This window comes from Streptomyces sp. NPDC079141 (genome assembly GCF_040686775.1).
Taxonomy (GTDB): Bacteria; Actinomycetota; Actinomycetes; order Streptomycetales; family Streptomycetaceae; genus Streptomyces.
Genome location: NZ_JBFBLP010000006.1, coordinates 268,471 through 292,638, shown reverse-complemented (window position 1 = coordinate 292,638; position 24,168 = coordinate 268,471). Strand labels below are relative to the sequence as shown.

General features: G+C 72.2%; 18 protein-coding genes and 1 tRNA gene. 9 read left to right on the top strand and 10 right to left on the bottom strand.

What is annotated here, in order from left to right; translation table 11 throughout:
- The first annotated feature begins 201 nt into the window (after positions 1-201).
- Positions 202-762, top strand: a complete 561-nt coding sequence (locus tag AB0Q90_RS19830; protein ID WP_363160310.1) for a DUF2087 domain-containing protein — start codon at positions 202-204, stop codon at positions 760-762.
- Here AB0Q90_RS19830 and AB0Q90_RS19825 read toward each other — a convergent pair.
- The gene (locus AB0Q90_RS19825; protein ID WP_363160309.1) at positions 726-1,685 is read right to left on the bottom strand and encodes a D-2-hydroxyacid dehydrogenase family protein; all 960 of its coding nucleotides are present in this window, start codon (positions 1,683-1,685) and stop codon (positions 726-728) included. The genes AB0Q90_RS19830 and AB0Q90_RS19825 overlap by 37 nt on opposite strands.
- A gap of 59 nt (positions 1,686-1,744) precedes the next feature.
- Positions 1,745-1,817, bottom strand: a tRNA-Arg gene (locus AB0Q90_RS19820).
- Between the two features lie 321 nt (positions 1,818-2,138).
- Here AB0Q90_RS19820 and AB0Q90_RS19815 point away from each other — a divergent pair.
- The 7 genes from AB0Q90_RS19815 to AB0Q90_RS19785 all read left to right on the top strand — a co-directional run bounded on the left by AB0Q90_RS19815 (position 2,139) and on the right by AB0Q90_RS19785 (position 10,991).
- Positions 2,139-3,746: a dynamin family protein gene (locus AB0Q90_RS19815; protein ID WP_363160308.1), complete on the top strand. Its 1,608-nt coding sequence runs from the start codon at positions 2,139-2,141 to the stop codon at positions 3,744-3,746.
- Between the two features lie 3 nt (positions 3,747-3,749).
- Positions 3,750-5,693, top strand: a complete 1,944-nt coding sequence (locus AB0Q90_RS19810; RefSeq protein ID WP_363160307.1) for a YfjP family GTPase — start codon at positions 3,750-3,752, stop codon at positions 5,691-5,693.
- Positions 5,694-5,919: 226 nt separating this feature from the next.
- A complete protein-coding gene (locus AB0Q90_RS19805) occupies positions 5,920-6,384 on the top strand; it encodes a single-stranded DNA-binding protein (protein ID WP_363160306.1) in 465 nt (154 codons plus the stop codon).
- 262 nt (positions 6,385-6,646) lie between these two features.
- The gene (locus AB0Q90_RS19800) at positions 6,647-8,071 is read left to right on the top strand and encodes a Cys-Gln thioester bond-forming surface protein (protein ID WP_363160305.1); all 1,425 of its coding nucleotides are present in this window, start codon (positions 6,647-6,649) and stop codon (positions 8,069-8,071) included.
- A gap of 164 nt (positions 8,072-8,235) precedes the next feature.
- On the top strand, positions 8,236-9,900 hold the full coding sequence (ettA, locus tag AB0Q90_RS19795; protein ID WP_363160304.1) for an energy-dependent translational throttle protein EttA: 1,665 nt from the start codon (positions 8,236-8,238) through the stop codon (positions 9,898-9,900).
- Positions 9,901-9,906: 6 nt separating this feature from the next.
- Positions 9,907-10,320, top strand: coding sequence for a thioesterase family protein (locus tag AB0Q90_RS19790; RefSeq protein WP_188293368.1), 414 nt, complete (start codon positions 9,907-9,909; stop codon positions 10,318-10,320).
- Complete coding sequence (locus AB0Q90_RS19785; RefSeq protein WP_363160303.1) at positions 10,317-10,991, top strand: hypothetical protein; 675 nt, start codon at positions 10,317-10,319, stop codon at positions 10,989-10,991. The genes AB0Q90_RS19790 and AB0Q90_RS19785 overlap by 4 nt, the downstream gene beginning before the upstream one ends.
- 18 nt (positions 10,992-11,009) lie before the next feature.
- Here the strand turns inward: AB0Q90_RS19785 and AB0Q90_RS19780 are convergent, their stop codons facing one another.
- Positions 11,010-11,423, bottom strand: coding sequence for a globin (locus AB0Q90_RS19780; protein WP_363160302.1), 414 nt, complete (start codon positions 11,421-11,423; stop codon positions 11,010-11,012).
- A 133-nt stretch (positions 11,424-11,556) separates the two neighbouring features.
- Between AB0Q90_RS19780 and AB0Q90_RS19775 the strand changes: the two genes are divergently transcribed.
- Positions 11,557-12,540, top strand: a complete 984-nt coding sequence (locus AB0Q90_RS19775; RefSeq protein ID WP_363160301.1) for a methyltransferase domain-containing protein — start codon at positions 11,557-11,559, stop codon at positions 12,538-12,540.
- Between the two features lie 391 nt (positions 12,541-12,931).
- Here the strand turns inward: AB0Q90_RS19775 and AB0Q90_RS19770 are convergent, their stop codons facing one another.
- The 7 genes from AB0Q90_RS19770 to AB0Q90_RS19740 form a co-directional block, all read right to left on the bottom strand.
- Positions 12,932-14,428 carry an FHA domain-containing protein gene (locus tag AB0Q90_RS19770; RefSeq protein WP_363160300.1) on the bottom strand — a complete coding sequence of 499 codons (1,497 nt, stop codon included), beginning with the start codon at positions 14,426-14,428 and terminating at the stop codon, positions 12,932-12,934.
- 104 nt (positions 14,429-14,532) lie between these two features.
- Complete coding sequence (locus AB0Q90_RS19765; protein WP_363160299.1) at positions 14,533-15,879, bottom strand: VWA domain-containing protein; 1,347 nt, start codon at positions 15,877-15,879, stop codon at positions 14,533-14,535.
- A gap of 102 nt (positions 15,880-15,981) precedes the next feature.
- Positions 15,982-17,316, bottom strand: a complete 1,335-nt coding sequence (locus AB0Q90_RS19760) for a protein phosphatase 2C domain-containing protein (protein ID WP_363160298.1) — start codon at positions 17,314-17,316, stop codon at positions 15,982-15,984.
- The gene (locus tag AB0Q90_RS19755) at positions 17,317-19,839 is read right to left on the bottom strand and encodes a tetratricopeptide repeat protein (protein ID WP_363160297.1); all 2,523 of its coding nucleotides are present in this window, start codon (positions 19,837-19,839) and stop codon (positions 17,317-17,319) included.
- Positions 19,836-21,170, bottom strand: coding sequence for a hypothetical protein (locus AB0Q90_RS19750; RefSeq protein WP_363160296.1), 1,335 nt, complete (start codon positions 21,168-21,170; stop codon positions 19,836-19,838). Before AB0Q90_RS19750 ends, AB0Q90_RS19755 begins: the two co-directional genes overlap by 4 nt.
- A 56-nt stretch (positions 21,171-21,226) precedes the next feature.
- On the bottom strand, positions 21,227-22,282 hold the full coding sequence (locus tag AB0Q90_RS19745) for a glutamate ABC transporter substrate-binding protein (RefSeq protein ID WP_363160295.1): 1,056 nt from the start codon (positions 22,280-22,282) through the stop codon (positions 21,227-21,229).
- 14 nt (positions 22,283-22,296) lie between these two features.
- Positions 22,297-23,685: a hypothetical protein gene (locus AB0Q90_RS19740; RefSeq protein WP_363160369.1), complete on the bottom strand. Its 1,389-nt coding sequence runs from the start codon at positions 23,683-23,685 to the stop codon at positions 22,297-22,299.
- Positions 23,686-24,168: the final 483 nt, after the last annotated feature.

Sequence of the window (24,168 nt, the reverse complement as noted above, 5' to 3'; positions counted from 1 at the left end):
ACGTTCTCCTTTTGATTCGGTGAGCACGACGGCAGGACGCGCCGCCGCACTTCCCCTTCAACGCCGACACTCACGGCTGGTCACGGGCGGTCGGGCCCGGATCACCCTTCCTGGACGGCGAATGACGGCAAAGGGCCGGTGGCGGCGGGTGGGCCGGAAATCGTTTTAGGCCGTGCGGCGGCGTCCATTAGCCTCCGCGGCATGGCAACCGACGAACTCATGCGTCTGTTCACCGACGAGAAGCGGGTGCGTGTCTTCGCCGCCGTGGCCCTGGGAGCGGCCACCCCGGCCGAGGCCGCCGAGGCGGCCGGCCTGTCGGTGAAGGAGGCCGCCACGGCGCTGCGGCGGCTGCGCGAGCAGGACGTGGTGACCGGCGGGGACGGCGGGGAACTGGGCGTCGCCTACGACGTGTTCCGGGAGCGGGTCAGGGCGCGGGCGGCGCAGGAGGCGGTCCCGGACGCCGGGGGCGATCCGACCCTGCGGACCTTCGTCCGGGACGGACGGCTGGTGCGGCTGCCCCGGCAGTGGACCCGCAAGAAGCTCCTGCTCCAGCACATCGCCGAGCAGAGCTTCGAGGCGGGCGTCGAGTACCCGGAGCGGGTCGTCGACGAGCGGTTGCGGGCCTGGTGCGAGGAGGACGGGGAGGTCGACCATGTGACCCTTCGGCGCTATCTGGTCGACCTGCATCATCTGCGGCGCAGCGACGGGATCTACCGGCTCGTCGGTCAGGGGAGCCTGCGCACGGGGGCGCCCGCAAGGTAGGCGCGGATGTTCTCCACGGCCTGGCCGTAGTACGTGCGGTAGTTGGCCTCGGTGACATAGCCGAGGTGGGGCGTGGCCAGGAGGCGCGGTGCCGTGCGCAGGGGGTGGCCGACGGGGAGGGGCTCGGCGTCGAAGACGTCGAGCGCCGCACCAGCGATACGGCCCTCGTGCAGGGCGGCGAGCAGGGCGTCCTGGTCGACGATCGCCGCGCGCGAGGTGTTGATCAGGTAGGCCGTCGGCTTGAGGAGGGCGAGTTCGGGGGCGCCCAGCAGGCCGCGGGTGCGGTCACCGAGGGCGAGGTGGACGGAGACGAAGTCGCTGTCCGCGAGCAGCGCCTCCATGGAAGGGGCCAGGTGGACGCCGACCTCGTCCGCGCGCTCCTTGGTGAGGTGCCGGCTCCAGGCCGTGACCTGCATACCGAAGGCGAGCCCGATCCGCGCCACCCGGCTGCCGATCTTCCCCAGCCCGAGCAGCCCCAGCCGACGGCCGTACAGGTCCGCGCCCACGGTGGACTGCCAAGGCCCGCCCGCACGCAGGGCGTTGCTCTCCTCGACGAGGCCGCGTGCCAGGCCCAGCAGCAGCGCCCAGGTCAGCTCGACGGGCGGGGTCGAGGAACTCTCCGTACCGCAGACGGTGACCCCGTGCGCCTCGGCAGCGGCGTAGTCGATCACACTGTTGCGCATCCCGGAGGCGACGATCAGTTTCAGCCGAGGCAGACGCGCGATCAGCGAGGCGGGAAAGGGGACGCGCTCGCGCAGGGTGACGACGATGTCGAACCCGTCGAGCACGGCGGCCAGCGCGTCCTCGCCTTCGATGTGCTCGAAGAACGGGACGACTTCGACGTCGTCCGCGACCGGCGTCCAGTCGGCGAGCCGGGCGGCCACGTTCTGGAAGTCGTCCAGGACGGCGCAGCGCAGGGGCACGGGGGTCTCCCTCTGTCCTCAACAGCAAAAAGCCCTCCCGAGGGAGGGTGAGGAATGAGCGCCCCCGGCAGGACTCGAACCTGCGGCCAAGCGCTTAGAAGGCGCCTGCTCTATCCACTGAGCTACGGGGGCCGGGTGTGGTGGCCTCTGTCGTGGTGCCCGGGTGCGGGCTGATCCGTGACGTTGCCGGGGACAAGGATAGGGCTCCCGCGTCCTTGTCCCTGCTGCTTCGCCTCCGTGGCTCGATGTGGAGGTTCGGTGAAGCGGTCCTGATAATCGCAGGCAGGTACGAATCGTGCACCGCTTTTGGCGTCTCACGCATCGGGTGTTGTGCACTCGTTATGCCTGGACTGTGCCGGTGTCCCAGTCATCCCTTCCATCCCTTGTGTTCCATCGGCGCGCAGACATTCTCATATGCTTCAGAATTCCCCTAAAATTGGGCATTCTTCGCATGTGGTGACCTTGGACGTACGGCCTCAGCTGCTTGACGCACTCTCCGCTCTGCGCGACCGTGTCGCCGCCGCACGCTTCCCGCTGCCCCTGGCGGGGGCCCCACGCGCGCGTGCCAACCGCGACGAACTGCTCGCCCAGCTCGACGACTACTTGGTGCCCCGGTTGAGAGAACCTGAAGCACCCTTGCTGGCGGTCGTGGGAGGCTCCACCGGGGCCGGCAAGTCGACGCTCGTCAACTCCCTCGTGGGGCGCCGGGTCAGCGAGGCCGGCGTGCTGCGGCCGACGACACGGACTCCGGTGCTGGTGTGCCACCCGGAGGACCATCACTGGTTCAGCGGGATGCGGGTGCTGCCCGACCTCACGCGCGTGTGGGTGCCCCAGCAGGAGCCCGGCGACGAACTCCTGCTGCCCGGCGAGGACCCCGCGCGCGTGCTGCGGGTCGAGACCGCCGAAACGCTCCCGCGCGGACTCGCCCTCCTCGACGCGCCCGACATCGACTCCCTGGTCGCCGACAACCGCGTCCTGGCCGCCGAACTGATCTGCGCGGCCGACATCTGGGTCATGGTCACCACCGCCGCCCGCTACGCCGACGCCGTCCCCTGGCACCTGCTGCGCACCGCCAAGGAGTACGACGCCACGCTCGTGACGGTGCTCGACCGTGTGCCGCACCAGGTCGTCTCCGAGGTCTCCCGGCAGTACGGGGCGCTGCTCACCAAGGCAGGCCTCGGCCATGTGCCCCGCTTCACCGTGCCCGAGCTGCCCGAGTCGGCCTGGGGCGGCGGACTGCTGCCGGCCACCGCCGTGGCGCCGCTGCGCACCTGGCTCGTCCACCAGGCCCAGGACCAGGCCGCCCGGCAGCACGTCCTGGCCCGCACGGCCTACGGCGCCCTCGAATCGCTCAAGGCCCGCATGCCCGAGCTGGCCGGCGCAGCCGCTGCGCAGTACGCCGCCGCGCTGCGGCTCACCGCCGCCGTCGACGGGGCCTACGACAGCGAGCACACGCGCGTACGGGGCCGTCTCCAGGCCGGGGCCGTCCTCGCCGGGGACGCCCTGAAGCGCTGGCGCGCCTTCCCGCTGGACTGCTCCGCCGGAGAGCTCCTGGACGCCCTCGTGGAGAGTCTCGCGGCCCTCCTGCTGTGCGCCGTCACGGCCGCCGACGAGCGCGTGGACGAGGCCTGGCGGCGCGAACCGGCGGCGGGCGCCCCGGGCCTGGCCGACCGCGACCCCTCCCTGGAGAGCGCCGAACACCGCATCGGTCTTGCCGTACGGCGGTGGCGGCGCGAGCTGGAGGAGTACGCCGAGGACGAGGTGCGCGACCTCGACCGGAGTGCCGCGCCCGATCCCGAGGTGGTCGCCGCCCTCGTCGCCACCGCGCTGCTGGGCGGACGCCGGGCCCGTTCCGCGGGCGAGGGCCTCGCCGAGCGCATCGGCGCGCACGGCGCGCTGCGGTTGCGCGACCGGGGCGGGCGGCTGCTCACCGAACACCTGGACCGGGTCGTGCACGCCGAACGCGAGCGCCGTCTCGCCCCCCTCGACGCGCTCGACGTCCACCCCGAGCCCCAGGCCGAACTCATCGCCGCGCTGTCCGTACTGCAGAAGGAGAGGTGACAGGTGACTGCCGTCACTGACCGGGACCACGACCACGGGCACACACAGGATGCCGAGGGCACGGACCAGGGCGTCGCCAAGGGCGAGTCCCCCGAGGGCGGCGTCTCCGTGGGGGAGCCGTCCGGCGCGGAAACCGAGGAGGCGGCCGAACCGGACGTAGAGGCCGCGGAGGCCGAGGACGCCGGTGCGGAAGGGGAAGCCGACGACGAGCACGCGCGCGTGGACGACGGCTCCCCTCGCGCGGACTCCCCGCCCGCCTGGGACGACGGGCTGATCGCCCGGCGGGTGAACGAGACCGCCGCCGGGGAACAGCCGGCCGTCGTCACGGAGAGCAGGGCTACCGGGCCGCAGACCGTGACGCCGCTCGCGTACGACGGTCCGCTGCGGTCCCGGCTCGACGCGCTGCGCGAGCTGGTGGGGCTGTCCCGGACGCGGCTCGACAGCCGGACCCTCGCCGAGGCGGGCCGGGTGCTCGACGAGGCGGCGGCGCGGCGCAGGCTCTCCGGGCAGCACACCGTGATCGCCATCGCGGGGGCCACCGGCAGTGGCAAGTCACAGCTGTTCAACGCGCTTGCCGGGGTGACGATCTCGGAGACGGGTGTACGCCGGCCGACCACCGCCGCGCCCATCGCGTGCAGCTGGAGCGACGGCGCGGCGAGCCTCATCGACCGGCTCGGCATCCCGCCGCGGCTGCGGCGGCGGCCCGCGCAGAACGCCGACCCGGACGGGCAGTTGCGCGGGCTCGTCCTGGTCGACCTGCCTGACCACGACTCCGCGGCCGTACAGCACCGCGAGCAGGTGGACCGGGTGCTGGACCTCGTCGACGCGGTGATCTGGGTCGTCGACCCCGAGAAGTACGCGGACGCCGTCCTGCACGAGCGCTATCTGCGGCCGATGGCGGGCCACGCGGAGGTCATGTTCGTCGTCCTCAACCAGATCGACCGGCTTCCCGGGGAGGCCACCGAGCAGGTCCTCGACGACCTGCGACGGCTGCTGGACGAGGACGGGATCGCGCTCGGCGAGTACGGCGAACCCGGCGCGAGCGTGCTCGCACTGTCCGCGCTCACCGGGGACGGCGTCGGCGAACTGCGCGAGGCACTCGGCCAGTTCGTGGCGGAGCGCGGGGCCGCGGCGCGCCGTATCTCGGCCGACGTGGACGCCGCGGCGTGGCGGCTGCGGCCCGTCTACGCCACGTCCCGGCGGACCGGGCTGAGCGAGGAGGCGCGGGACGAGTTCGCCGCGCGGCTCGCGGACGCGGTGGGCGCCACCGCCGCGGGCGAGGCCGCCGAACGCGCCTGGCTGCGCAACGCCAACCGCGCGTGCGGTACGCCCTGGCTGCGGCTGTGGCGCTGGTACCAGGACCGGTGCGAACCGCCCACCGGGCGGCTGCCGTTGCGGGCGCAGGCGGACGAGGAGGCCACCGCGCGGCAGCGCGTGGAACAGGCGGTGCGGACGGTGTCCGAGCGTGCGTCGGCCGGGCTGCCCGCGCCCTGGGCGCAGGCGGTGCGCGAGGCGGCCGTACGCGGCTCCCAGGGGCTGCCCGAGGCGCTGGACGAGCTCGCCGCGCGCGCGGGTCTGCCGCCGGGGCGCCCGCCGCGGCCGGGCTGGTGGCCGGCGGCCGTCCTGGTGCAGGCGTGCATGACGCTCCTTCAGATCGTCGGCGGGCTGTGGCTGGTGGGGCAGATCGTCGGGGTCATGGCGCCGAACCTGGGAGTGCCGGTGCTGCTGATGGTGACCGGCATCGTCGGCGGTCCGCTCGTGGAGTGGAGTTGCAGGATGGCGGCGCGAGGGCCTGCGCGGCGGTACGGCACGGAGGCGGAACGGCGCCTGCGGGAGGCGGCCGCCGGATGCGGGCGGGCCCGGGTGCTCGATCCGGTGGCGGCGGAACTGCTGCGGTACCGGGAAGTGCGGGAGCAGTACGGGAGGGTGGCCGGCGTGGGCGTCTGATGCGGAGTGTCCCCTGCGGCGATGTGGAGTCTCCCCTTCGGGTGACGGGGTTTTCCACAGGCCGGGGGTGATGCACAGGGCGCAGCGGGCTCGGTCCGACGGAGGCAGTCTGGCTTCGCGGCGATCGCGGTGGTCGCGGTCGCGGCAAGGCAGGACGCAGCCGTACGGGACGGGCCCGTACGCGTATCCGCCCGACGCGGATGCTCGGGCGAGGGAGGGATTCGCGATGAACGAGACGGTGCTGTGCGTGGTGGGCAACGTGGCGACGCGGCCGGTGTACCGGGAGCTCGCGGCGGGACCGTCGGCCAGGTTCCGGCTGGCGGTGACCCAGCGCTACTGGGACCGGGAGAAGAGCCTCTGGACGGACGGGCACACCAACTTCTTCACGGTGTGGGCCAATCGCCAGCTCGCCACGAACGCGGCGGCGTCGCTGAACGTGGGCGACCCCGTCATCGTGCAGGGCAGGCTGAAGGTCCGCTCGGAGGTGCGCGAGGGGCAGTCCTGGACCTCGGCCGACATCGACGCGCTGGCGATCGGCCATGACCTGGCGCGCGGCACGTCGGCCTTCCGGCGGCCGGGCAGGCCCGAGCCGGAGGCGGGCAGTTCGCCGCCGGAGCCCGACTGGGAGACGCCGGCCGGCGACGGGAGTGCACCGCCTCAACAGGCGGCGGAGGCCGTCGCGGTGACGTGATGTCAGCTGTGCGCGAGCCCTGACCGAACTGCGGCTTATCGACGAATGCGTACCGTACGACCTCGGTGGATTTGTCGATAAGCCCTGCTCACCGGCGATCACCGCGATAACGATTCCGAGTCGGATCGCCCCTGCGGCGGTATCCCCGGGAGGCGTGGTGCGCCTGGTCCTTAGGATGCCGAACAAGGCTCTCTGGGCTTGAAGATTCTGCTGGTGGGACCGTGCCCCCCACGTCAACGGGTCCTGCTGGAAGGGGAATTCTGTGCTTTCTGCTTTCTCTGCGCTGTCCGGGCGCGGGCGAGGGGCGGCGCGCCGCGCCGCAGTGACGCTGGCGTCCGGACTCGTCGCCGCCGGTGCGCTGGCCGGCGCCGGTCCGGCCGCTGCCGACGACGGGACGGTGCAGAACCAGGGCGGGGCGGCCGCCACCATAGGTGGCCTCAAGACGTACGGCGCCGCCGTCATACATGGCGACAACGGCGACCAGGAGATCTCGGCCGGCCTGTTCGAGATGTCCGTCGACGGCGGCGGCATGCTGCAGACGTACTGCGTCGACCTCCACAACCCCACGCAGAAGGACGCCAGGTACCACGAGACGCCGTGGAGCGGGACCTCGCTGGGTGCCAACGAGGACGCGGGCAGGATCCGCTGGATCCTGCAGAACTCCTACCCGCAGGTGAACGATCTCGCGGCGCTGGCCGACCGGGCCGGCGTCAACGGCGGCCTCACCGAGCAGGACGCGGCGGCCGGAACGCAGGTGGCCATCTGGCGCTACTCGGACGGCGCGGACGTCGACGCGGCCGATCCGCAGGCCGAGCGGCTCGCCGACTACCTGGAGAAGAACGCCCGCGACCTGGCCGAGCCCAAGGCGGCCCTCACCCTGGACCCGCCCGCGCTCTCCGGCCACCCGGGCGAGCGGATCGGGCCGGTGACGGTGCACACCGGCGTGGACCGCGTGACGGTGACGCCGCCCGCGGACGCGGCCATGAGCGGCGTACGGATTGTCGACGAGAACGGCAAGCGCGTCACGTCGGCGGTGGACGGCGGGCAGGTGTACTTCGACGTGCCCGAGGACGCCGCGGACGGTACGGCGGAGCTGACCGTGCAGGCCTCCACGACCGTGCCGGTCGGCCGTGCCTTCGCCTCCGAGAGCCGCAGCCAGACCCAGATCCTGGCCGGCTCCAGCGAGTCGACGGTCTCGGCGACCGCGAGCGCGACCTGGGCGAAGACGGGTGCGATACCCGCGCTGTCCGCCGTGGAGAACTGCGCCGAGGGCGGCGTCGACCTCACCGCCGTCAACGAGGGCGACGAGGAATTCACCTTCGAGCTGCTGGGCATCGACTACACCATCGCGGCGGGCGAGTCCCGCACGGTGACGATCCCGCTGCAGGAGGACCAGGCCTACGACTTCACGATCGAGGGACCCGGCGGCTTCACCAAGCGGTTCACCGGCGTACTCGACTGCATGACCCAGGCCGCCGAGGCCGCCGAGGCCGACGGCACCACCACCCAGACCCTGGCCGAGCCCAGCCCCGCCACCGCGGGCAACCCGACCGACGACACCAACCTCGCCGCAACGGGCAGCTCCACGGCGACCCCCCTGATCGCCGGCTCCGCCATCGGCCTACTGCTCCTCGGCGCCACGGCCCTGCTGCTCACGCGCCGGAAGAAGCGGTCACCCGAGAACTGACGGACCCACCCCGTCGCAGACGGTGACAGTCCTGTCGCAGTCCGCAGCGGTGAACCTCCATGCCGACGGCCCCCGACCTAACGGGTTTCCTCCCAAGGGTGGCGGTACGGCAAGATGGGGTGTATCTGCCCACTGCCAGATTTCAAGCTGCCGGACGGTTTCTCTTGGCTGAGTTCATTTACACCATGCGCAAGGCGCGCAAGGCGCACGGCGACAAGGTGATCCTCGATGACGTCACCCTGAACTTCCTCCCCGGAGCGAAGATCGGCGTCGTCGGCCCGAACGGAGCCGGTAAGTCGACGGTTCTGAAGATCATGGCGGGGCTGGAGCAGCCGTCCAACGGTGACGCCTTCATCTCGCCCGGGTACAGCGTCGGCATCCTGATGCAGGAGCCGAAGCTGAACGACGAGAAGACCGTCCTGGAGAACGTCCAGGAGGGTGTTGCCGAGACCAAGGGCAAGCTCGACCGGTTCAACGAGATCGCCGAGCTGATGGCCACGGACTACTCCGACGCGCTGCTCGACGAGATGGGCAAGCTGCAGGAAGAGCTCGACCATGCCAACGCATGGGACCTCGACGCTCAGCTGGAGCAGGCCATGGACGCGCTCGGGTGCCCGCCCGGGGACTGGCCCGTCGTCAACCTCTCCGGTGGTGAGAAGCGGCGTGTGGCGCTGTGCAAGCTGCTGCTGGAGGCGCCCGACCTGCTGCTCCTCGACGAGCCCACCAACCACCTCGACGCCGAGTCCGTGAACTGGCTGGAGCAGCACCTCGCCAAGTACGCGGGCACCGTCGTGGCCATCACCCACGACCGGTACTTCCTCGACAACGTCGCCGAGTGGATCCTTGAGCTCGACCGGGGCCGTGCGTACCCGTACGAGGGCAACTACTCCACCTACCTGGAGACCAAGCAGACCCGTCTGAAGGTCGAGGGGCAGAAGGACGCCAAGCGCGCGAAGCGGCTCAAGGAAGAGCTTGAGTGGGTCCGCTCCAACGCCAAGGGGCGGCAGGCCAAGTCCAAGGCCCGTCTCGCGCGGTACGAGGAGATGGCCGCCGAGGCCGAGAAGATGCGGAAGCTGGACTTCGAGGAGATCCAGATCCCGCCGGGCCCGCGGCTCGGCAGCATCGTCGTCGAGGTCAACAACCTCAACAAGGCCTTCGGCGAGAAGGTGCTCATCGATGATCTTTCGTTCACGCTGCCGCGTAACGGAATCGTCGGTGTCATCGGCCCCAACGGCGCCGGCAAGACCACGCTCTTCAAGATGATCCAGGGTCTGGAGACGCCCGACTCCGGCAGCATCAAGGTCGGCGAGACCGTCAAGATCTCCTACGTCGACCAGAGCCGCGAGAACATCGACCCGAAGAAGACCCTTTGGGCCGTCGTGAGCGATGAGCTGGACTACATCAACGTGGGCCAGGTCGAGATGCCGTCGCGTGCGTACGTCTCCGCGTTCGGCTTCAAGGGCCCCGACCAGCAGAAGCCGGCCGGCGTCCTGTCCGGCGGTGAGCGCAACCGCCTCAACCTCGCGCTCACCCTCAAGCAGGGCGGCAACCTGCTGCTCCTCGACGAGCCGACCAACGACCTGGACGTGGAGACCCTCAGCAGCCTGGAGAACGCGCTGCTGGAGTTCCCCGGCTGCGCCGTGGTCGTCTCCCACGACCGGTGGTTCCTGGACCGAGTGGCCACGCACATCCTCGCCTACGAGGGTGACTCCAAGTGGTTCTGGTTCGAGGGCAACTTCGAGTCGTACGAGAAGAACAAGATCGAGCGGCTCGGACCGGACGCCGCGCGTCCGCACCGCGCCACCTACAAGAAGCTGACCCGGGGCTGATCGATCTTGCGGCATATCTACCGCTGCCCGCTGCGCTGGGCGGACATGGACGCGTACGGCCACGTCAACAACGTGGTCTTCCTCCGCTACCTGGAGGAAGCCCGTATCGACTTCCTGTTCCGCCCGGAGAAGGACTTCAAGCAGGGGTCCGTGGTGGCGCGCCACGAGATCGACTACAAGCGGCAGCTGGTCCACCGGCACACGCCCGTGGACATCGAGCTGTGGGTCACGCAGATACGGGCCGCGTCCTTCACCATCGCCTACGAGGTGAAGGACGACGACCTCGTCTACGTCCGTGCGTCGACGGTGATCGTGCCGTTCGACTTCGAGACGCAGCGGCCGCGCCGGATCACCTCGGAGGAGCGGGAGTTCCTTGAGGAGTACCGGGACGACGACGAGGAGGAGGCCGTCGCCGCATGACGGTGCTCCACCTCGCCGACGAGGGGGAGGCGGCGGACCTCGCGGCCTTCCTCTCCCGGCTGCTCCACTACGACCGTGGAGCCGCGGTGCGCCTCCAGGCGGCCGGCACCGCACTCGCCGTCTTCGGGCGGCCGCCCTCCTTCGAGGTGCTGGCCATCCGCGCGGCCCGGCTCGCCAAGCCGTACGAGAACGGGCTCGACGTCACCCTGGACGTGACCGTCTCCGCGGGTGAGCTGCTGGAGGCCGTGGACGAGGCGGCGGCCACGGCCGTTGTCCCGGTGGCGGTCACCGGTCCGCCGTGGGCCGGCGTGCTGCCGCCGCGCGGCGGCTGGCGGGCCGAGCCGGGCTTGCCGGCGCCGGACGCCCTGCGGGCCATGGTCCGGGCCGGGGTCGCCGAATTCCGCTCCCGTACCCAGGAACTGGCGCCCGAGCGGCGCACCCGGGCCGAACTCGACCGGATCGGCCGGGAGATCTGGTCCCGCTCGGTCGGGGACACCCGCCTGCCCGTGCGGGCCGTGCACGCGGCCCAGTCACTGGGCTTCCTGCGCGCGCCCGACAACGCCGCCCTGGGGCTGTTCTCGTCGGGCGCGTGGCTGCGGCTGCGCAGCCCCTACGGATCGATCGCCGTCCGCACGGCAGGACTCGGGGCGCTGGGCGTCAGCGTGCGCTGAGCCCGCCGCGCCGCCCGATCAGCCCTCCGAGTTCACCATCGACGCCGCCGCGTACGTCAGGTAGTTCCACAGCGTCCGCTCGTGCTCCTCGGACAGGCCGAGCTCGTCGACGGCGACCCGCATGTGCTTCAGCCAGGCGTCGTGCGCCGCCCGGTCGACGGTGAAGGGCGCGTGGCGCATGCGCAGCCGGGGGTGGCCGCGGTTCTCGCTGTACGTCGTCGGGCCGCCCCAGTACTGGATCAGGAAGAGGGTGAGGCGCTCCTCGGCGGGGCCCAGGTCCTCCTCGGGGTACATGGGCTTCAGGGTCGGGTCCTCCGCGACACCCTCGTAGAAGCGGTGGACGAGGCGGCGGAAGGTCTCCTCCCCGCCGACCTGCTCGTAGAAGGTCTGCTCCTGAAGTGTGCCGCGCCGAATCTCATTCACATTACCCATGGTCTCAGACGGCGCGACCGAGGACTCAAGGCTTAGGACCAGTACCGGGGGAGCACGGGCGCAGGACGAGGAGATTCCGGTTCGGCCGGTCCCGGTGCTCGCCTCGCGCCGTGTCCCGCAGGACAGTGGAGTCATGAGCGCACACGCGCTGGACAAGGACCTGGACGACCTCGCCGCCTCGGCACGGGCGGAGCTGGTGCACGAGATCGACGGGAGCGGGGCCTGGGACGCGGACCCGGCGTGGCGGGAGGTGTTCGCGGCGGTACCGCGCCATGTCTTCGTCCCCTATTACTACGTCGGCGTCATGGGGGGTTACGAGCGACGCTGGGGCGAGAGCCCCGACCCGGTGGCCCGTGAGCGATGGGTACGCGGGGCGTACGCGGACGTCCCGCTGGCGACCCGGATGCGGGACGGGGAGCTGGTCTCCTCCAGCAGCCAGCCCTCGCTCATGGCGATGATGCTGGTCGCGCTGGGCGTGGAGGACGGCGACCGGGTTCTGGAGATCGGGGCGGGTACGGGTTACAACGCCGCCCTGCTGGCCCACCGGCTCGGCGACGACGATCTCGTCACCACCGTCGACCTGGAGCCGGAGATCACCGAGACGGCCCGGCAGCACCTGGCCGCCGCCGGCCATCACCCCGTCGTCCTGACCGGCGACGGCGCGCGGGGCGCCCCGGAGCGTGCGCCCTTCGACCGGATCATCGCGACCTGCACCCTGCCGTCGATCCCGCACGCCTGGCTCGCCCAGTGCCGGCCCGGCGCCCGGATCCTTACGCCGCTCGCCACCGGCCTGGTCGCCCTGACCGTCCAGTCCGCCGGACAGGCCGAGGGCCGCTTCCTGCACACGCCCGCCTACTTCGTCCCGCTCCGCGGCGGCGACCGGCCCGAACCGGAACCGGCGCCCCTCGGCGGAGTGCCGCGCCGGGCCCGGGACAACGAGCTGTTCCGCTTCCTCCTGGCGCTGAGCCGCGACAGCCTCGATCCGCAGGAGGCCTACGCCCTGTGGAACCGCGAGGGCGCCCCCGGACGCGAGCGCTACGGCATCACCATCAGCGGCGAACGCGAGTGGGCATGGCTGGACGAGCCGGAGGGCCCCTACGCCTGGCCGCTCCGGTGAGACCGGGGCGGCGTTGGGCTTGGCTCCTGGTGGGATCCGCGGCCGTTGCGCGCGGCTGACCTCCGGTGGGACCGGGTGTCGTGCGCGTGGTGCCCCGTGAGGCAGGGGGCGTGTGCATGGCCGCTGGTGGGACCGGGGCGTCGTGCCGTGGCCCGTGGTGAGGCCGGGGCGGCGCGTCCATGGCGCCCGTGAGGCAGGGCGTCGTGCGTGTGGCCCCTGGTGGGACCGGGGCGTCGTACACGTGACGCCCCGTGAGGCAGGGCGTCGTGTGTGTGGCCCCTGGTGGGACCGGGGCGTCGTGCACGTGACGCCCCGTGAGGCAGGGCGTCGTGTGTGTGGCCCCGGTGGGGCCAAGGCGTTGGTATGCCTGGCCCCTCCCGTGAGCGCGGGGTCAGCCTCGGCGGATGGTGATCGTCGTCCAGGCGCCGACGTGGACGCGGTCGCCGTCCTGGAGGGGGACCGGTACGAAGGGCTGGATGGGTTCCTCGGAGCCGTTGACCGTGGTGCCGTTCGTCGAGTTCTGGTCGACGACCGCCCAGGAGCTGTCCGGCTGCTGCACCAGTACCGCGTGCTGGTGCGAGACGCCCGGGTCCTCCGGCGGCACCGACAGGTCGATGTCGGGGGTCTCGCCGGTGGAGTGGCGGCGGCGGCCGATGGTGATCTGGTTGCCGGTGAGGGTGCGCTGCTGCTCCGGCGAGTACGCGGGCAGGTTCAGGCCCGCGGCCTCGGGGCCGGAGCGCTGCATCATCGCCATGAAGTACTCGCGGTCCGGGCCGATGGTCGCGGTCCAGGTCGCCGGCTGCTGCGGGAACGCGGGACCGGGCGGCGGCGCCTGGCCGGTGCCGGGCTGCGGATAGCCGTAGCCACCGCCCTGCGCCTGGCCGGGGCCGCCGGGTGCGGTGGACGACGGGGGCGAGATCACCCAGTCGTCGTCACCGCCGCCGAAGGACGGGCCGCCGGGCTGCGGGCGGTTCGTCTCCTGCGGGAACGCGGGCGGGGCGGGCGGGCCGGACGGGGACTGGAACGCCTGCGGAGCGCCACCGGTCGCACCGGGACCGGGCGGGGGCGACGCCGGGCCGGGCGGCGGCGGAACCGGCCGCGAGGGGTCGGAACCGAAGCCGGAGGGGCCGCCCGGAGCGCCAGGGCCGTTGAAACCGCCGGGGCCGCCCGGGCTGTTGAAACCGCCAGGTCCGCCCGGGCCGTTGGCGCCGGGGCCGAAACCACCAGGTCCATCGGGTCCGCCGGGACCACCTTGGCTATTGAAACCGCCAGGCCCACCGGGACCACCGGGCCCACCTTGACCACTGAAACCACCAGGCCCGCCAGGCCCACCCGGACCACCGAATCCGCCCGGACCACCCGGAGCACCGGCTCCGCCCGGACCGCCAGGTCCGCCCGGACCCGAAGGCGCCGACGGGTCCGTGCCGAACGGCGGGATCGGTTCGGCGGGGCGGTTCATCTGTGAGGGGCGTGAGCTCTGGTAGTCGAACGCGTCGCCACCGCCGTAGGACGGGCCGGGCGGCGGCTGCTGGAAGCGGGCGGCCGGGCTGGGGCCGGGGGCCGGCGGGCGCGGGGCGGCCGGGGTGTACGAGGTCGCCGTGTTGGTGAGGAAGTTCCACCGGCACTCCTCGCAGAAGGGCGCACCGCCCTCACGGGGCGTGCGGCACTGCGGGCAGAGCTCCGGCTCGGGGTCCGGTACGGCGGACAGGTGCGGACGGGCACCGCCGGGCTGGCCGCCAGGGGCGCCGGGCGGCGGCGGGAAGCCGTAGCCACCGCCAGCGGGGGGCGGCGGGGGAGGGGGCGGAGGCACGGCACCGGCCATGCGGTGACCGCAGACCTCGCACCAGTCGTCGGAACCCGACTGGTGTCCGTTCGGGCAGGTCGGCATGTCGGCGCTTCCCCCTTTCCTTTCCGGCCGTCATGGCCGGATTTCTCCAACCCCGAAGGGTCGGGCTCGCTCACTGCTACGACAGAACTACGGCGGTTCTCAGGTCACTTCTTTACACGAACAGTCTTTGTGGACCGGGTTTCGAGAGTCATCTCGTCGGCCTCCTCGACCTTCGCCTTCAGTCGCACAGTACCTGCCGCGGCGTCGACCACGTCCACCACCTTCGCAAGGAGTTTCGCCGTATCGGCGTTTCCGGAGGCGCTGGCGAGCTGAACGGCCCGGCCCAGTTTGGCCGTTGCTCCATCCATGTCACCTGCTTTGCGCAGATCCAGCCCTTGTTGGATGGCTTGTGCCAGTTCGGCCTGGCCGGTGTAGTGGGCGACCTGGGGGTTGATCGACGTGGACGCGACCATGTCGTCGGTCCACACGGCCCTCACCAAGCCCTGGGCGCCGAGGTTCTGGACGCTGCCGTCGGGCTGCGGGATGACCAGGGAGACCCGGGCGGCGAGCATCTCCTGGCCGAGGCCGGCGGACGGGACCTCGACGCAGACGTGGTAGTCACGGGACTCGTCTCCCCAGGAACCCGTGGGATAGTCCCCGGCGCGCGGGCCGGCCTCGGTGCGGCGGTCGGTCAACTCCTCGACCGTGGGCGCGACTTGCTTGACGAACCTGATGGTCGTGCCGACCGGCGTCCACACCCGCAGCGCGACGTCCGCGACCTCCTTGCCCATGGCCGTCTCCATCATCTGCGTGAAGTCGGCGGCGAGGCCGGCCGGGTCGGCGACGATGTCGGCGGTGCCGAGGAGGGCGGAGGCGATTCCTGTGACTTCTTTCACTTCCCAGTCGGTGCCCACGCCACGGGCGTCACAGGTGAAACGCCCGGCACAGGAGTCCAGCGCCGCGCGCAGATCCTCCGGTGACTCGTGTTCATTGCGGCCGTCGGTGAGCAGGATGCCGTGGCGGATGGCGACGTCCGCGGAGGACAGCAGCCGGTCCGCGAGCCGCAGCCAGGTGCCGATGGCCGTGCCGCCGCCCGCGCTGAGCTTGCGCAGCGCCTGCTTGGCCTGGTCGCGGGTGGTGGCGTCGGCGACCGCGAGCCGCCCGCCGCCCGGGTAGACCTCCTTGGCGACGTGCGTGCCGCCGATCACCGCGAAGTGCACCCCGTCGCGCAGGGTGTCGATCGCGGCGGCCGTGGCGTCCCGCGCGTTGCGCATCTTGGTCGGCGGGTAGTCCATCGAGCCCGAGCAGTCGACCATGATCGCCACGGCCGCGGACGGACCGTGCCCCGGCGTGAAGAGATGGGGCGCCGCGACCGCGCTTCCGATCGTGCCGCCGCCGGTCGCGGTGACCGTGACGATCGCGTTGACCTCGCGGCCGCCCTCGGGCAGGTACTCGTTCTGGTAGACGTCCATCGAGAACTGCGGCACGTTCGACTTCGAGAAATTGGCCATGCCTTCTCTGATCCCCCTAGGAAACCCCACCGGAGCGGGGCGTACGGCTGTCGGCGGACCGGTCCCCTCCGGTCCGTTGAGGCTGCTTCCCGCTGCGTGGCCTCAGGCCGATCCTGCCCCCGTCGGCGGGGCCGGGAACGGCAGGACGGCCACTGTTACGTTGTCGTGGCCCCCGCCGTCGAGCGCGTGACCGACCAGGACCTGGGCGCAGTGCAGGGGGCGCACGGCGGCGTCGAGGGGCACCGCCTCGGCCATCTCCCCGGCCGTCTCGGCGTAGTTCCACAGGCCGTCCGTGCACACCACCACTACACCCGGCCGGTCCGGCTTGAAGGAAGCGGTGTGCGGCTCCAGTTCGTAGGCGTCCGCGCCGAGCCAGCCCGTGATCGCGTGGGCGCGCTCGTCGGCGTACGCCTCCGCCTCGTTCATCAGGCCCGCGGCGACCATCTGCGCGGCCCAGGAGTCGTCCTCGGTGAGCCGGGCCGCGGGTGCGCCGCGGTCCACCGGGATCCAGTAGGCGCGGCTGTCACCGACCCAGCCGACGACCAGCAGACCGGAGATGATCACGGCGCCGACGAGGGTGCAGGCGGGGGCGTTCTGGTGCGGGGCGTGCTCGCGCGCGGTGGCCGGCTCGTCCGCCAGCGCGTTCACCGCGCGGGAGGCGGCGACGATCGCCTCGTGCATGGCCTGCTGCGGATGCGTGCCGAGCGGCAGGGCCGCCAGCAGGGCGTCGCTCGCCGCCCGGGACGCGGCCAGCGAGGCGTCGTCCGGCCGCGTCGCCGAGGACACGCCGTCGCAGACGATCGCCAGGGCCGCGGACGAACCGTCGGGCAGGGCGGCGCAGCCGACGGCGAACGCGTCCTCGTTGCGGTGGTGGCGCAGGCCGCGGTCGCTGACGGCGGCCACGGGGCCGAACTCCTGCTCCATGTGGTCGCGTTCACGCGGCTGGGCGTGCCCGCAGTTCTCGCAGTAGCCGTCGTGGTCCACCCGGCCGGCCCGGCAGGCCACGCACACCTTGGCGGGCTCGGCCGGAGCGGGCTGCTCGGCGGCCACGCGCGGGTCGGGCGCCTGGAGCGGGTACTCGTCGGGCTCCGGGGCGCGGTCGAAGCGCACACCGGAGGGCGGTTCGTGAGCGCCGCGCTCACGGCCGTCCGACTCCGCGCCCTCAAGATCCGCCGGCAGATGCACCGCCGGCGGGGTGTCCGAGCTGTCCGGCTCGGAGGCCAGCGGCCAGGCCACGTCGGCGGCGGCGGGCGGCGCCGCGCCGTTCACCGCGGCCGGCGGGTCGGTCAGGGCGATCGTCGGGTCGCCGTCCGGCCGTGCGGGCACGGCGGACAGGTCGTATCCGCACGCTCCGCAGAAACGGTCACCCGACAGCGGAGGTTCTCCGCAGCTCGGGCAGTTCGACAGAGCGGCCTGCTGAGGCATCTGCGACATCAACTACACCCACGTCCGGGGGCGGTAACGGTTGGCACGTTCCACCAGGTCGATCCTCTCCTCGCCGCCCTGTGCGAGCCGGGCCAGCGTGCGGTACGAACGCTCCAGGCCGAAACGCAGTCCCCGCTCGTCCAGGCCGCTGCCGAGCAGCAGCCGTCCTCCGGGGCCATGGGGGTCCCCCCGCCCGAGCGAAGCCGAGGGTGGGGGAGGGACGGCATCCCGGCCACCGGAGAGTATCCAGTCCAGCGCGCAGCCGAGCACTTCCGCCGCCAACTGCTCGCGGCGCGCCGGGTCCAGGCCGTACGCCTCCAGCGCCTCCACCTGCCCGGCTGCCGCGGTCAGGTCCTTCAGGAACGGTACGTCACCGGCGGCCGCGGTGCGCTGCCGCAGCCGCGCCCGTACGGCCGCCACCCGCGCGGCCGTGTAGTGGATGGACGACTCCGCCACCGACTCCAGCGTCGTCACGGCGCTGCGCCGGTCGCCCGTCGCGAGCTGCACGCGGGACAGGCCGAACGCGGCGCTCACAAAGCTCGGGTCGGTCGACCAGACCAGGCCGTAGTACTCGGCGGCGTTGTCCAACTGGCCCAGTTCCTCCGCGCACAGGCCGAGGGCCAGCTTCGGCGCGGGCTCGCCCGGGAAGGCGTCGTAGATCGCGTCGAAGGCCAGCGCGGCGCCCTCGTGGTCGCCGGTCACCAGCGCGGCAACGCCCCGGTACCAGACAACCCGCCAGTCGTCGGGCCGCTCCGACTCCAGGTGCAGCAGGGCCTCGTGCGCGGTCGCCGCGTCGCCGTTCTCCAGCCAGGCGCGGACCTGCCGCAGCCGGGTCTCGGTCGACGGGGCCGGCGCCGCGGCGAGCGCGCTGACCAGCTCCGCCGGCGCGGAGGTCATCAGGCCCGCGAGGAAACCGGCGTTGGGGTCGCTCGGATCCACGTGCGGTACGGGGAGGGCGAGGGCGGCAGCGGGGGCGTTGGCGGGCTTGACGAGGCTCGCGGAGAGAGCGGGGGCGGTGTCGGCGCCGCGACCGCGCGCCTCCCGCGCCCCGAGGCGGGACACCTCGCCGTCCAGTCTTGGGAACAACTCCGTGTCCGTGACCTTCACTTCGGGCCCGAACAGGGTCGACAGGGCGGGCCGGGGACGGCCCGTCTGGAGCGAGACGACCTCCCGCAGGACGCCCGTCAGCTGCTCCGCCATCTCCTGCGCGGAGGCGAACCGGCGGGCCGGATCCGGGTCCGTGGCGCGGACCAGCAGCCGGTAGAAGGATTCGTACCGGCGGAAGACCTCGATGTTGTCCGGGTCGGGCAGGGAGTCCACGAAGACGTTCGTGTACCCCTGGAAGTCGAAGGTCAGTACGGCCAGCGTGCGTGCGACCGTGTACAGGTCGGACGCCACCGACGGGCCGACCTCGGCGACCTCCGGCGCCTGGTAGCCCACCGTGCCGTAGATGGCCGACTCCTCGTCGTCCATCCGCCGCACCGCGCCCATGTCGATCAGCTTGAGCTGGCTCTCGGTCTGGATGGCGTTGTCGACCTTGAAGTCGCAGTACAGCAGGTTGCGGCTGTGCAGATGGCCGAGCGCCTCCAGGGCCTCGATGCCGTACGCGCACGCCTGCTCCACCGGCAGCGGGTCGCGCTTGCCGTCCGTCCCGCGGCGGCCGTTGGCGATCTCCTTCAGCGACTTGCCGCCGACGTACTCCATCACGATGTACCCGTCCAGCGAACCCGTCCGCTGGTCGAGGTGCTCGACGAAGTTGTAGATCCGCACGATGTTGGCGTGCTCGATCTCGGCCAGGAAGCGCCGCTCGGAGATCGCGGCGGCCATCGCGTCCTGGTCACCGGTGTCCAGCAGGCCCTTGAGGACCACCCAACGGTCGGAGACCGCGCGGTCCACGGCGAGGTAGATCCAGCCGAGCCCGCCGTGCGCCAGACAGCCCACGACCTCGTACTGGCCGTGCACCACGTCACCGGACTTCAGCTTCGGGACGAAGGAATACGGGTGGCCGCACTTGGTGCAGAAACCTTCCGTGCGGCCGGGCCGGTCGCCGCGCGCCCGCCCCACCGGCGCACCGCAGTCGGAGCGCGAGCAGAACCGCTTGCGCTCGGGCACCTCCGGGTTCTCCAGCACCATCTCGCGCGGGTCGGGCCGCGGCACGTCCGGCACGTCGACCAGGCCCACCCCGAGCCGGCCGCGCCCGGAGGCACCGGCGGCGGACCCGGAGCTGCGCACCGACACCGAACGGCTGGTGGAACGGCCCGACAGTGAGCGCGAGAGCCGTCCCGACACCGAGCGCCGCGACTTCGACGACTGTGAGGACGTACGCGAGCTGCTGCGGCTGCTGGAGCGTGAACTCCCGCTGCCGGAACCGCCCTTGCCGCCGCCCGTCACTCCGGTCGGCGTGGAGCCGACCATGCCGGTGGTGGAGACGACCGGGGCCAGACCGCAGGTGTCGCAGTACAGCTCGCCGCCGCCCACGTCCTCGTAACTGCCGCCGCAGCCGGGCCGCTGGCAGGTCTGCTGTGCCTGACTCATGACGATGACTCCCCCCTACGGTCCTCTGGCCCGCCCTGCCCCGGCACGCGCGGCGAGCCCAGCAGCTCCGCCGCCGCGTGCTGATAGCGCAGGACGGCCTGTTCGGCGACGCGCAGATCGCAGGGCGCGCTCCACAGCATGCGCCGGGCCGCGTCGTACCGCTCGATCAGAAACGGGTCCTCGGCGAGGCCGTGCCGGGCCACCTTCGCCTTGTACGCGTCCAGGCGTCCGCGCAGCTCGGCGCGGACCGCCAGGGGCGCGGTGACCGCCGTCAACGACTCGCGGGCGCGCAGCAGTTCGTCCTCCGCCTTCTGCTCCAAAGACTCAAGCAGCGGGGACAGCCGGTGCCACTGGGCGTGCCTGCGGTACTCGGCGGCCGTCGCGAGCTGCTCCTGCAGCACGGTCGGCGGGCCGCTGACGACCGGCACCTCCGTGGCGGCGATCTTCGCGAGGACCTCGCCGCGCGCGGTGCGTGCCTCGGCGAGCGTGCGGTCCGCGCGCGAGAGCACGTCCCGCAGCTTCACCAGGCGCGCCTCCGCGTCCTGGCGGACGGTGAGGACGGCGTCGATCTCCCGGCGTACGTCCTCCAGGGCGCGCGCCTCCCGGTCGTAGACCGTGGTGTCCGGACGGCCGCCGCCGGGCGCCGAACTGCCGGGCGCGGGACGCCAGAACGCCAGCGGGTCGGAGACCACCTGCTCACGCAGGTGCGTCAACGTCCGTGTGATGTGCTCCAGGTCGTCGCCGGAGGGGTGCTCGCCGGGGCGTACGCCGACGGAGTGGGCGAGGCGGCGGGTGCGCTGGAGCTCCGCGGCGAGTAAATCGATCCGGGCGGGCAGCGCCGACCACACCGCGTCGGCGGTGACGACCATGTCCAGGCTCGTCGCGTACAGCTCGTTCATCCGGTCCACCAGGGTGACCAGCGAGAAGCGTTCGCTGAGCTTGCCCGAACCGCCGTGCAGAGTGGGCGCGTTGGCGGTCGCGGTGGCGGAGCCCGCGACCGTGACGGACTCGCCGCGCAGCAGGTCGGTGAGCTCCACCAGGTCCTCGCGGCTGGACCAGCGGCGGCGGGCGCGGATCTCGCGCGCGGAGTGCAGCGCGTCCGTGTACGCGTCGAAGTAGGCCCACAGCAGCGTGATGGAGGCCTCCGTGGTCGTCCAGCGCTCCTTGGTGACACCCGTCAGCTCGGCGCCCTCCAGGAGTCTGCGGCCCGCGTGGTCCTGGAGGGCGAGGAGTGAGGTCTCGATCGCCTCGTGCTCCGCGCCGAGCCGCGCCAGCGCACGGTCCACCTCGTCCCGGTCCATCACCGGCCCGGGGGGTCCCGTGACGCCCATCGATCACCTCTCGCTGCTGTGTTGTGTGCCTGGGGGTGTGTTCAGCGGTTGTGGGTTCAGCTCTTGCGGAGGTACTCCGGTGCCGGCGGCTCCGACTCCGCCGACTGTGCTCCCAGTGTCGCCGAAAGCCATGTGTCGTACGACGCCTGCCAGCCGCCCGAGGTGTCCTTGCGGTAGTCCACCAGGATCTGGTTGACCCGGCGTACCAGATCGTCGGCGTCCTTCTTCATCGCCACGCCGTAGTACTCGGTGGTGAACGCGGCGCCCTTCAGTTCGACCGTCGGGTCCTGCGCTGCCTGGCTCGCGGCGAGGGCGCCGTCGGTCACCACCGCGTCCACCTCGCCCAGTTGGAGCCGCACCAGGCAGTCGAGCTGGTTGGGGACGGTGTTGCCGATGTCGGCGGAGGCCGGCAGGTCGCCGTCCTTCTGCCCCTGCTCCAGCGTCGTGTACGCGGTGGAGCCCTCCGCCGAGCAGATCTTCCGGTCGGCGAGCGTCTTGTCGTAGCCGGTGATCTCGGAGGACTTGGGGGCCAGGACCTGCTGGCCGGTCTTGAAGTAGGGGGCGGAGAACGCGACATCGGTCAGCCGGTCGCAGTTGATCGTCATGGTGCGCACCACCATGTCGACCCGGCCCTCCTGGATCGCCGGGATGCGCTGGTTGGTGGGGATCGCCTTGAACTGGACGGCGTCCGGGTCGCCGAGGATGTCCTCGGCGATGCGGTGCACCAGGTCGATGTCGAAGCCCTCCAGCTCGGCGGTGCCGCTGCTGTTGGGGTTGCGGTAGCCCCAGCGGTAGCTGTTCTGGTCGACGCCGACGACCAGCTTGCGCTTCTCGCCCTGGCGGCTCTTGATCTCCTCGATCGTGGGGCCGTCCGCGCCGGACGGGGACAGCGTCTGCTTCTCCGGGTCCGTGCACTCCTCGTCGGCGCGGGTGTGGGTGGCGTTCGCGACCCCCTGGCCGCCGGTGCCGGTGCCCGTGCCGGTGCTGCCGTCGCCGGAGGACCGGAGCAGCGGCAGCAGCAGCGCGAGAACCACCGCCAGGGCGCACACGGCTGCCATCGCTCCCACTCCGCCCCAGCCCCTCAGGCTGGCCCGCAGACGTCGCGTGTGCATCGTCACGCCCCCTCTCACCGGTACTCCGACAGCCTGCGGCCGATGCCAAGGACCGCGCCGGCCGCGGCCAGGACGGCGAGCACGGCGGCGCCCAGCGACAGGCCGGACAGCGCGTCCAGGCCGTCGCCCGCCGCCCGCTCGAACTCGTTCGTCTCGTGCTTCAGTGCGGCGGCGAGGTTGGTGTCGACGCTGTCGAAGCACTCGCCGGTGGTGCCCTTGGCGCCGATCACCTTGTCCAGCGCCTGCTGGTACTCGCCGTTCTCGTCCTCCGCGCGGGCCGCGGCGTGGCGCTTCTTCCACTCGGTCATGTTGCCGACGGCCGCCGTGACGGGCTGCTCGCCGGAGGCGTCGTCGGCGAGCTTCTCGGCCTGGGCGAGGCCCTTGCCGAGGGTGTCCATGTCCTGCGTGAAGTCGTAGTCGTAGGCGTCGAAGGTCTCTTCGCCGACCTTCTTGGTCTCGGCGCCGCGGGAGACCAGGGTGAGGTTCTCGTTGCCGCGGGCCTTGAGGGAGGCGATGCGGGCGTCGTGCAGGACGTTGAGCGAGCGCACGCCGTGGTCGTAGGAGTCGTTCAGGCCGGCGCGGGCGACGCTGTGGCCGACGACCAGCCAGAGCAGTACGACCGTGGTGGCGGCGGTGGCGGCGACCAGGCCGTGGTTCAGGACGCGGTTGGTGCGGCGGTAGTTGCGGTGCTGGGCCCAGGCGAGGGCGGCGAGCGCGATGACGCCGAGGGCTATCGCGGCCCACGGGTACGGGGTGGCGTCGCCGTAGTCGTCGCGCAGCCGCTGGTTCTCCTTCTTGTAGAGATCCTCCGCGGCCGGGAGCATCTCCTGCTGCATCTTCTCGTTCGCGTACCGCAGGTAGGCGCCGCCGACCGGGAAGCCCTGGCGGTTGTACGTCCTGGCCTGCTCGACCAGGCCCTTGTACTCCGGCAGCAGTCGGTTGAGCTTGGCGACGGTCGCGGCGGAGGGGGAGCCGGGGTCGGAGTTGGCCGCAGCGTTGACCAGCTTCGCGGCGGCCGTGCGGATGCCCTTCTCGTAGCGGACGCGGTTGACGCCGGTCTCCTCGCGGCCGGCCAGGAAGCCGCTGGAGGCGGCGGTGTTGGCGTCCGCGAGCGAGCGGTAGATGTCGGCGGCGTCGGAGCTGAGCGGCTGGCTGCTGTGCAGGACGTCGTCGGCGGCGGCCTCACGGGCGGTGACCTGCCAGGCGGTGACGGCGCCGAAGGTGACGACGAGGAGGGCGAGGACGGCGCCGATGATGCGGAGGCGGCCGGGTTCGGTGGTGGCTGCGGCGCGGAGGCGGTCGACGCCCTCGGCGAACGCCGTGCGGCGGCCGGGTGGGGTGGGGTCCGGTGCGGGGGTGGGTGCGGTGGGGTGCGTGTTCTGTTGTGGTGGGATCGACGGCATTGTGGGCATGCCGGATCCCGGTGGCGCCGCGCTGCTCTTCGGCGGGTGTGTCACTTCGACCTCCCCCATGGTCATCCGTCGCCCGCAAGTATCGCTGTCGGGACTGACATTCGTCACGGCGGGCCTGCCGGCGGCCTCGCAGTATCCCGGATCACCCCCTGCCCATGAATACGCCGGGGGAATCGGTTCGGTTCCGGCGGGGGTGTGTTGGGGTGCGGGGTGGGGGTTGCGGGGGGCTGTTCTTCGCCCCCGCCGCCCCTACCCGTCCCGTCCCTGGGGGCTGCCGCCCCCAGACCCCCGCTTCGGCCTGAACGGCCTCGTCCTCAAACGCCGGACGGGCTGAAATTGCCTGGACCGGCGTTCAGAAGACTCAGCCTCTCCGGCGTTTGAGGAGCGGGGGTCCAGGGGGCAGCGCCCCCTGGGGCGGGGTTGAAGGGGCGGCAGCCCCTGGAGGATGGGACGGGTAAGGGCGGCGGGGGCGAG

Bases quoted from the DNA above. Each gene is read 5' to 3' on its own strand.
- AB0Q90_RS19780 (WP_363160302.1), bottom strand. From the start codon at position 11,423: ATGGGTAATGTGAATGAGATTCGGCGCGGCACACTTCAGGAGCAGACC.
- AB0Q90_RS19740 (WP_363160369.1), bottom strand. From the start codon at position 23,685: ATGCCGTCGATCCCACCACAACAGAACACGCACCCCACCGCACCCACC.
- AB0Q90_RS19770 (WP_363160300.1), bottom strand. From the start codon at position 14,428: ATGCCGACCTGCCCGAACGGACACCAGTCGGGTTCCGACGACTGGTGC.
- AB0Q90_RS19745 (WP_363160295.1), bottom strand. From the start codon at position 22,282: ATGCACACGCGACGTCTGCGGGCCAGCCTGAGGGGCTGGGGCGGAGTG.
- AB0Q90_RS19830 (WP_363160310.1), top strand. From the start codon at position 202: ATGGCAACCGACGAACTCATGCGTCTGTTCACCGACGAGAAGCGGGTG.
- AB0Q90_RS19750 (WP_363160296.1), bottom strand. From the start codon at position 21,170: ATGGGCGTCACGGGACCCCCCGGGCCGGTGATGGACCGGGACGAGGTG.
- AB0Q90_RS19765 (WP_363160299.1), bottom strand. From the start codon at position 15,879: ATGGCCAATTTCTCGAAGTCGAACGTGCCGCAGTTCTCGATGGACGTC.
- AB0Q90_RS19775 (WP_363160301.1), top strand. From the start codon at position 11,557: ATGAGCGCACACGCGCTGGACAAGGACCTGGACGACCTCGCCGCCTCG.
- AB0Q90_RS19805 (WP_363160306.1), top strand. From the start codon at position 5,920: ATGAACGAGACGGTGCTGTGCGTGGTGGGCAACGTGGCGACGCGGCCG.
- AB0Q90_RS19755 (WP_363160297.1), bottom strand. From the start codon at position 19,839: ATGAGTCAGGCACAGCAGACCTGCCAGCGGCCCGGCTGCGGCGGCAGT.
- AB0Q90_RS19785 (WP_363160303.1), top strand. From the start codon at position 10,317: ATGACGGTGCTCCACCTCGCCGACGAGGGGGAGGCGGCGGACCTCGCG.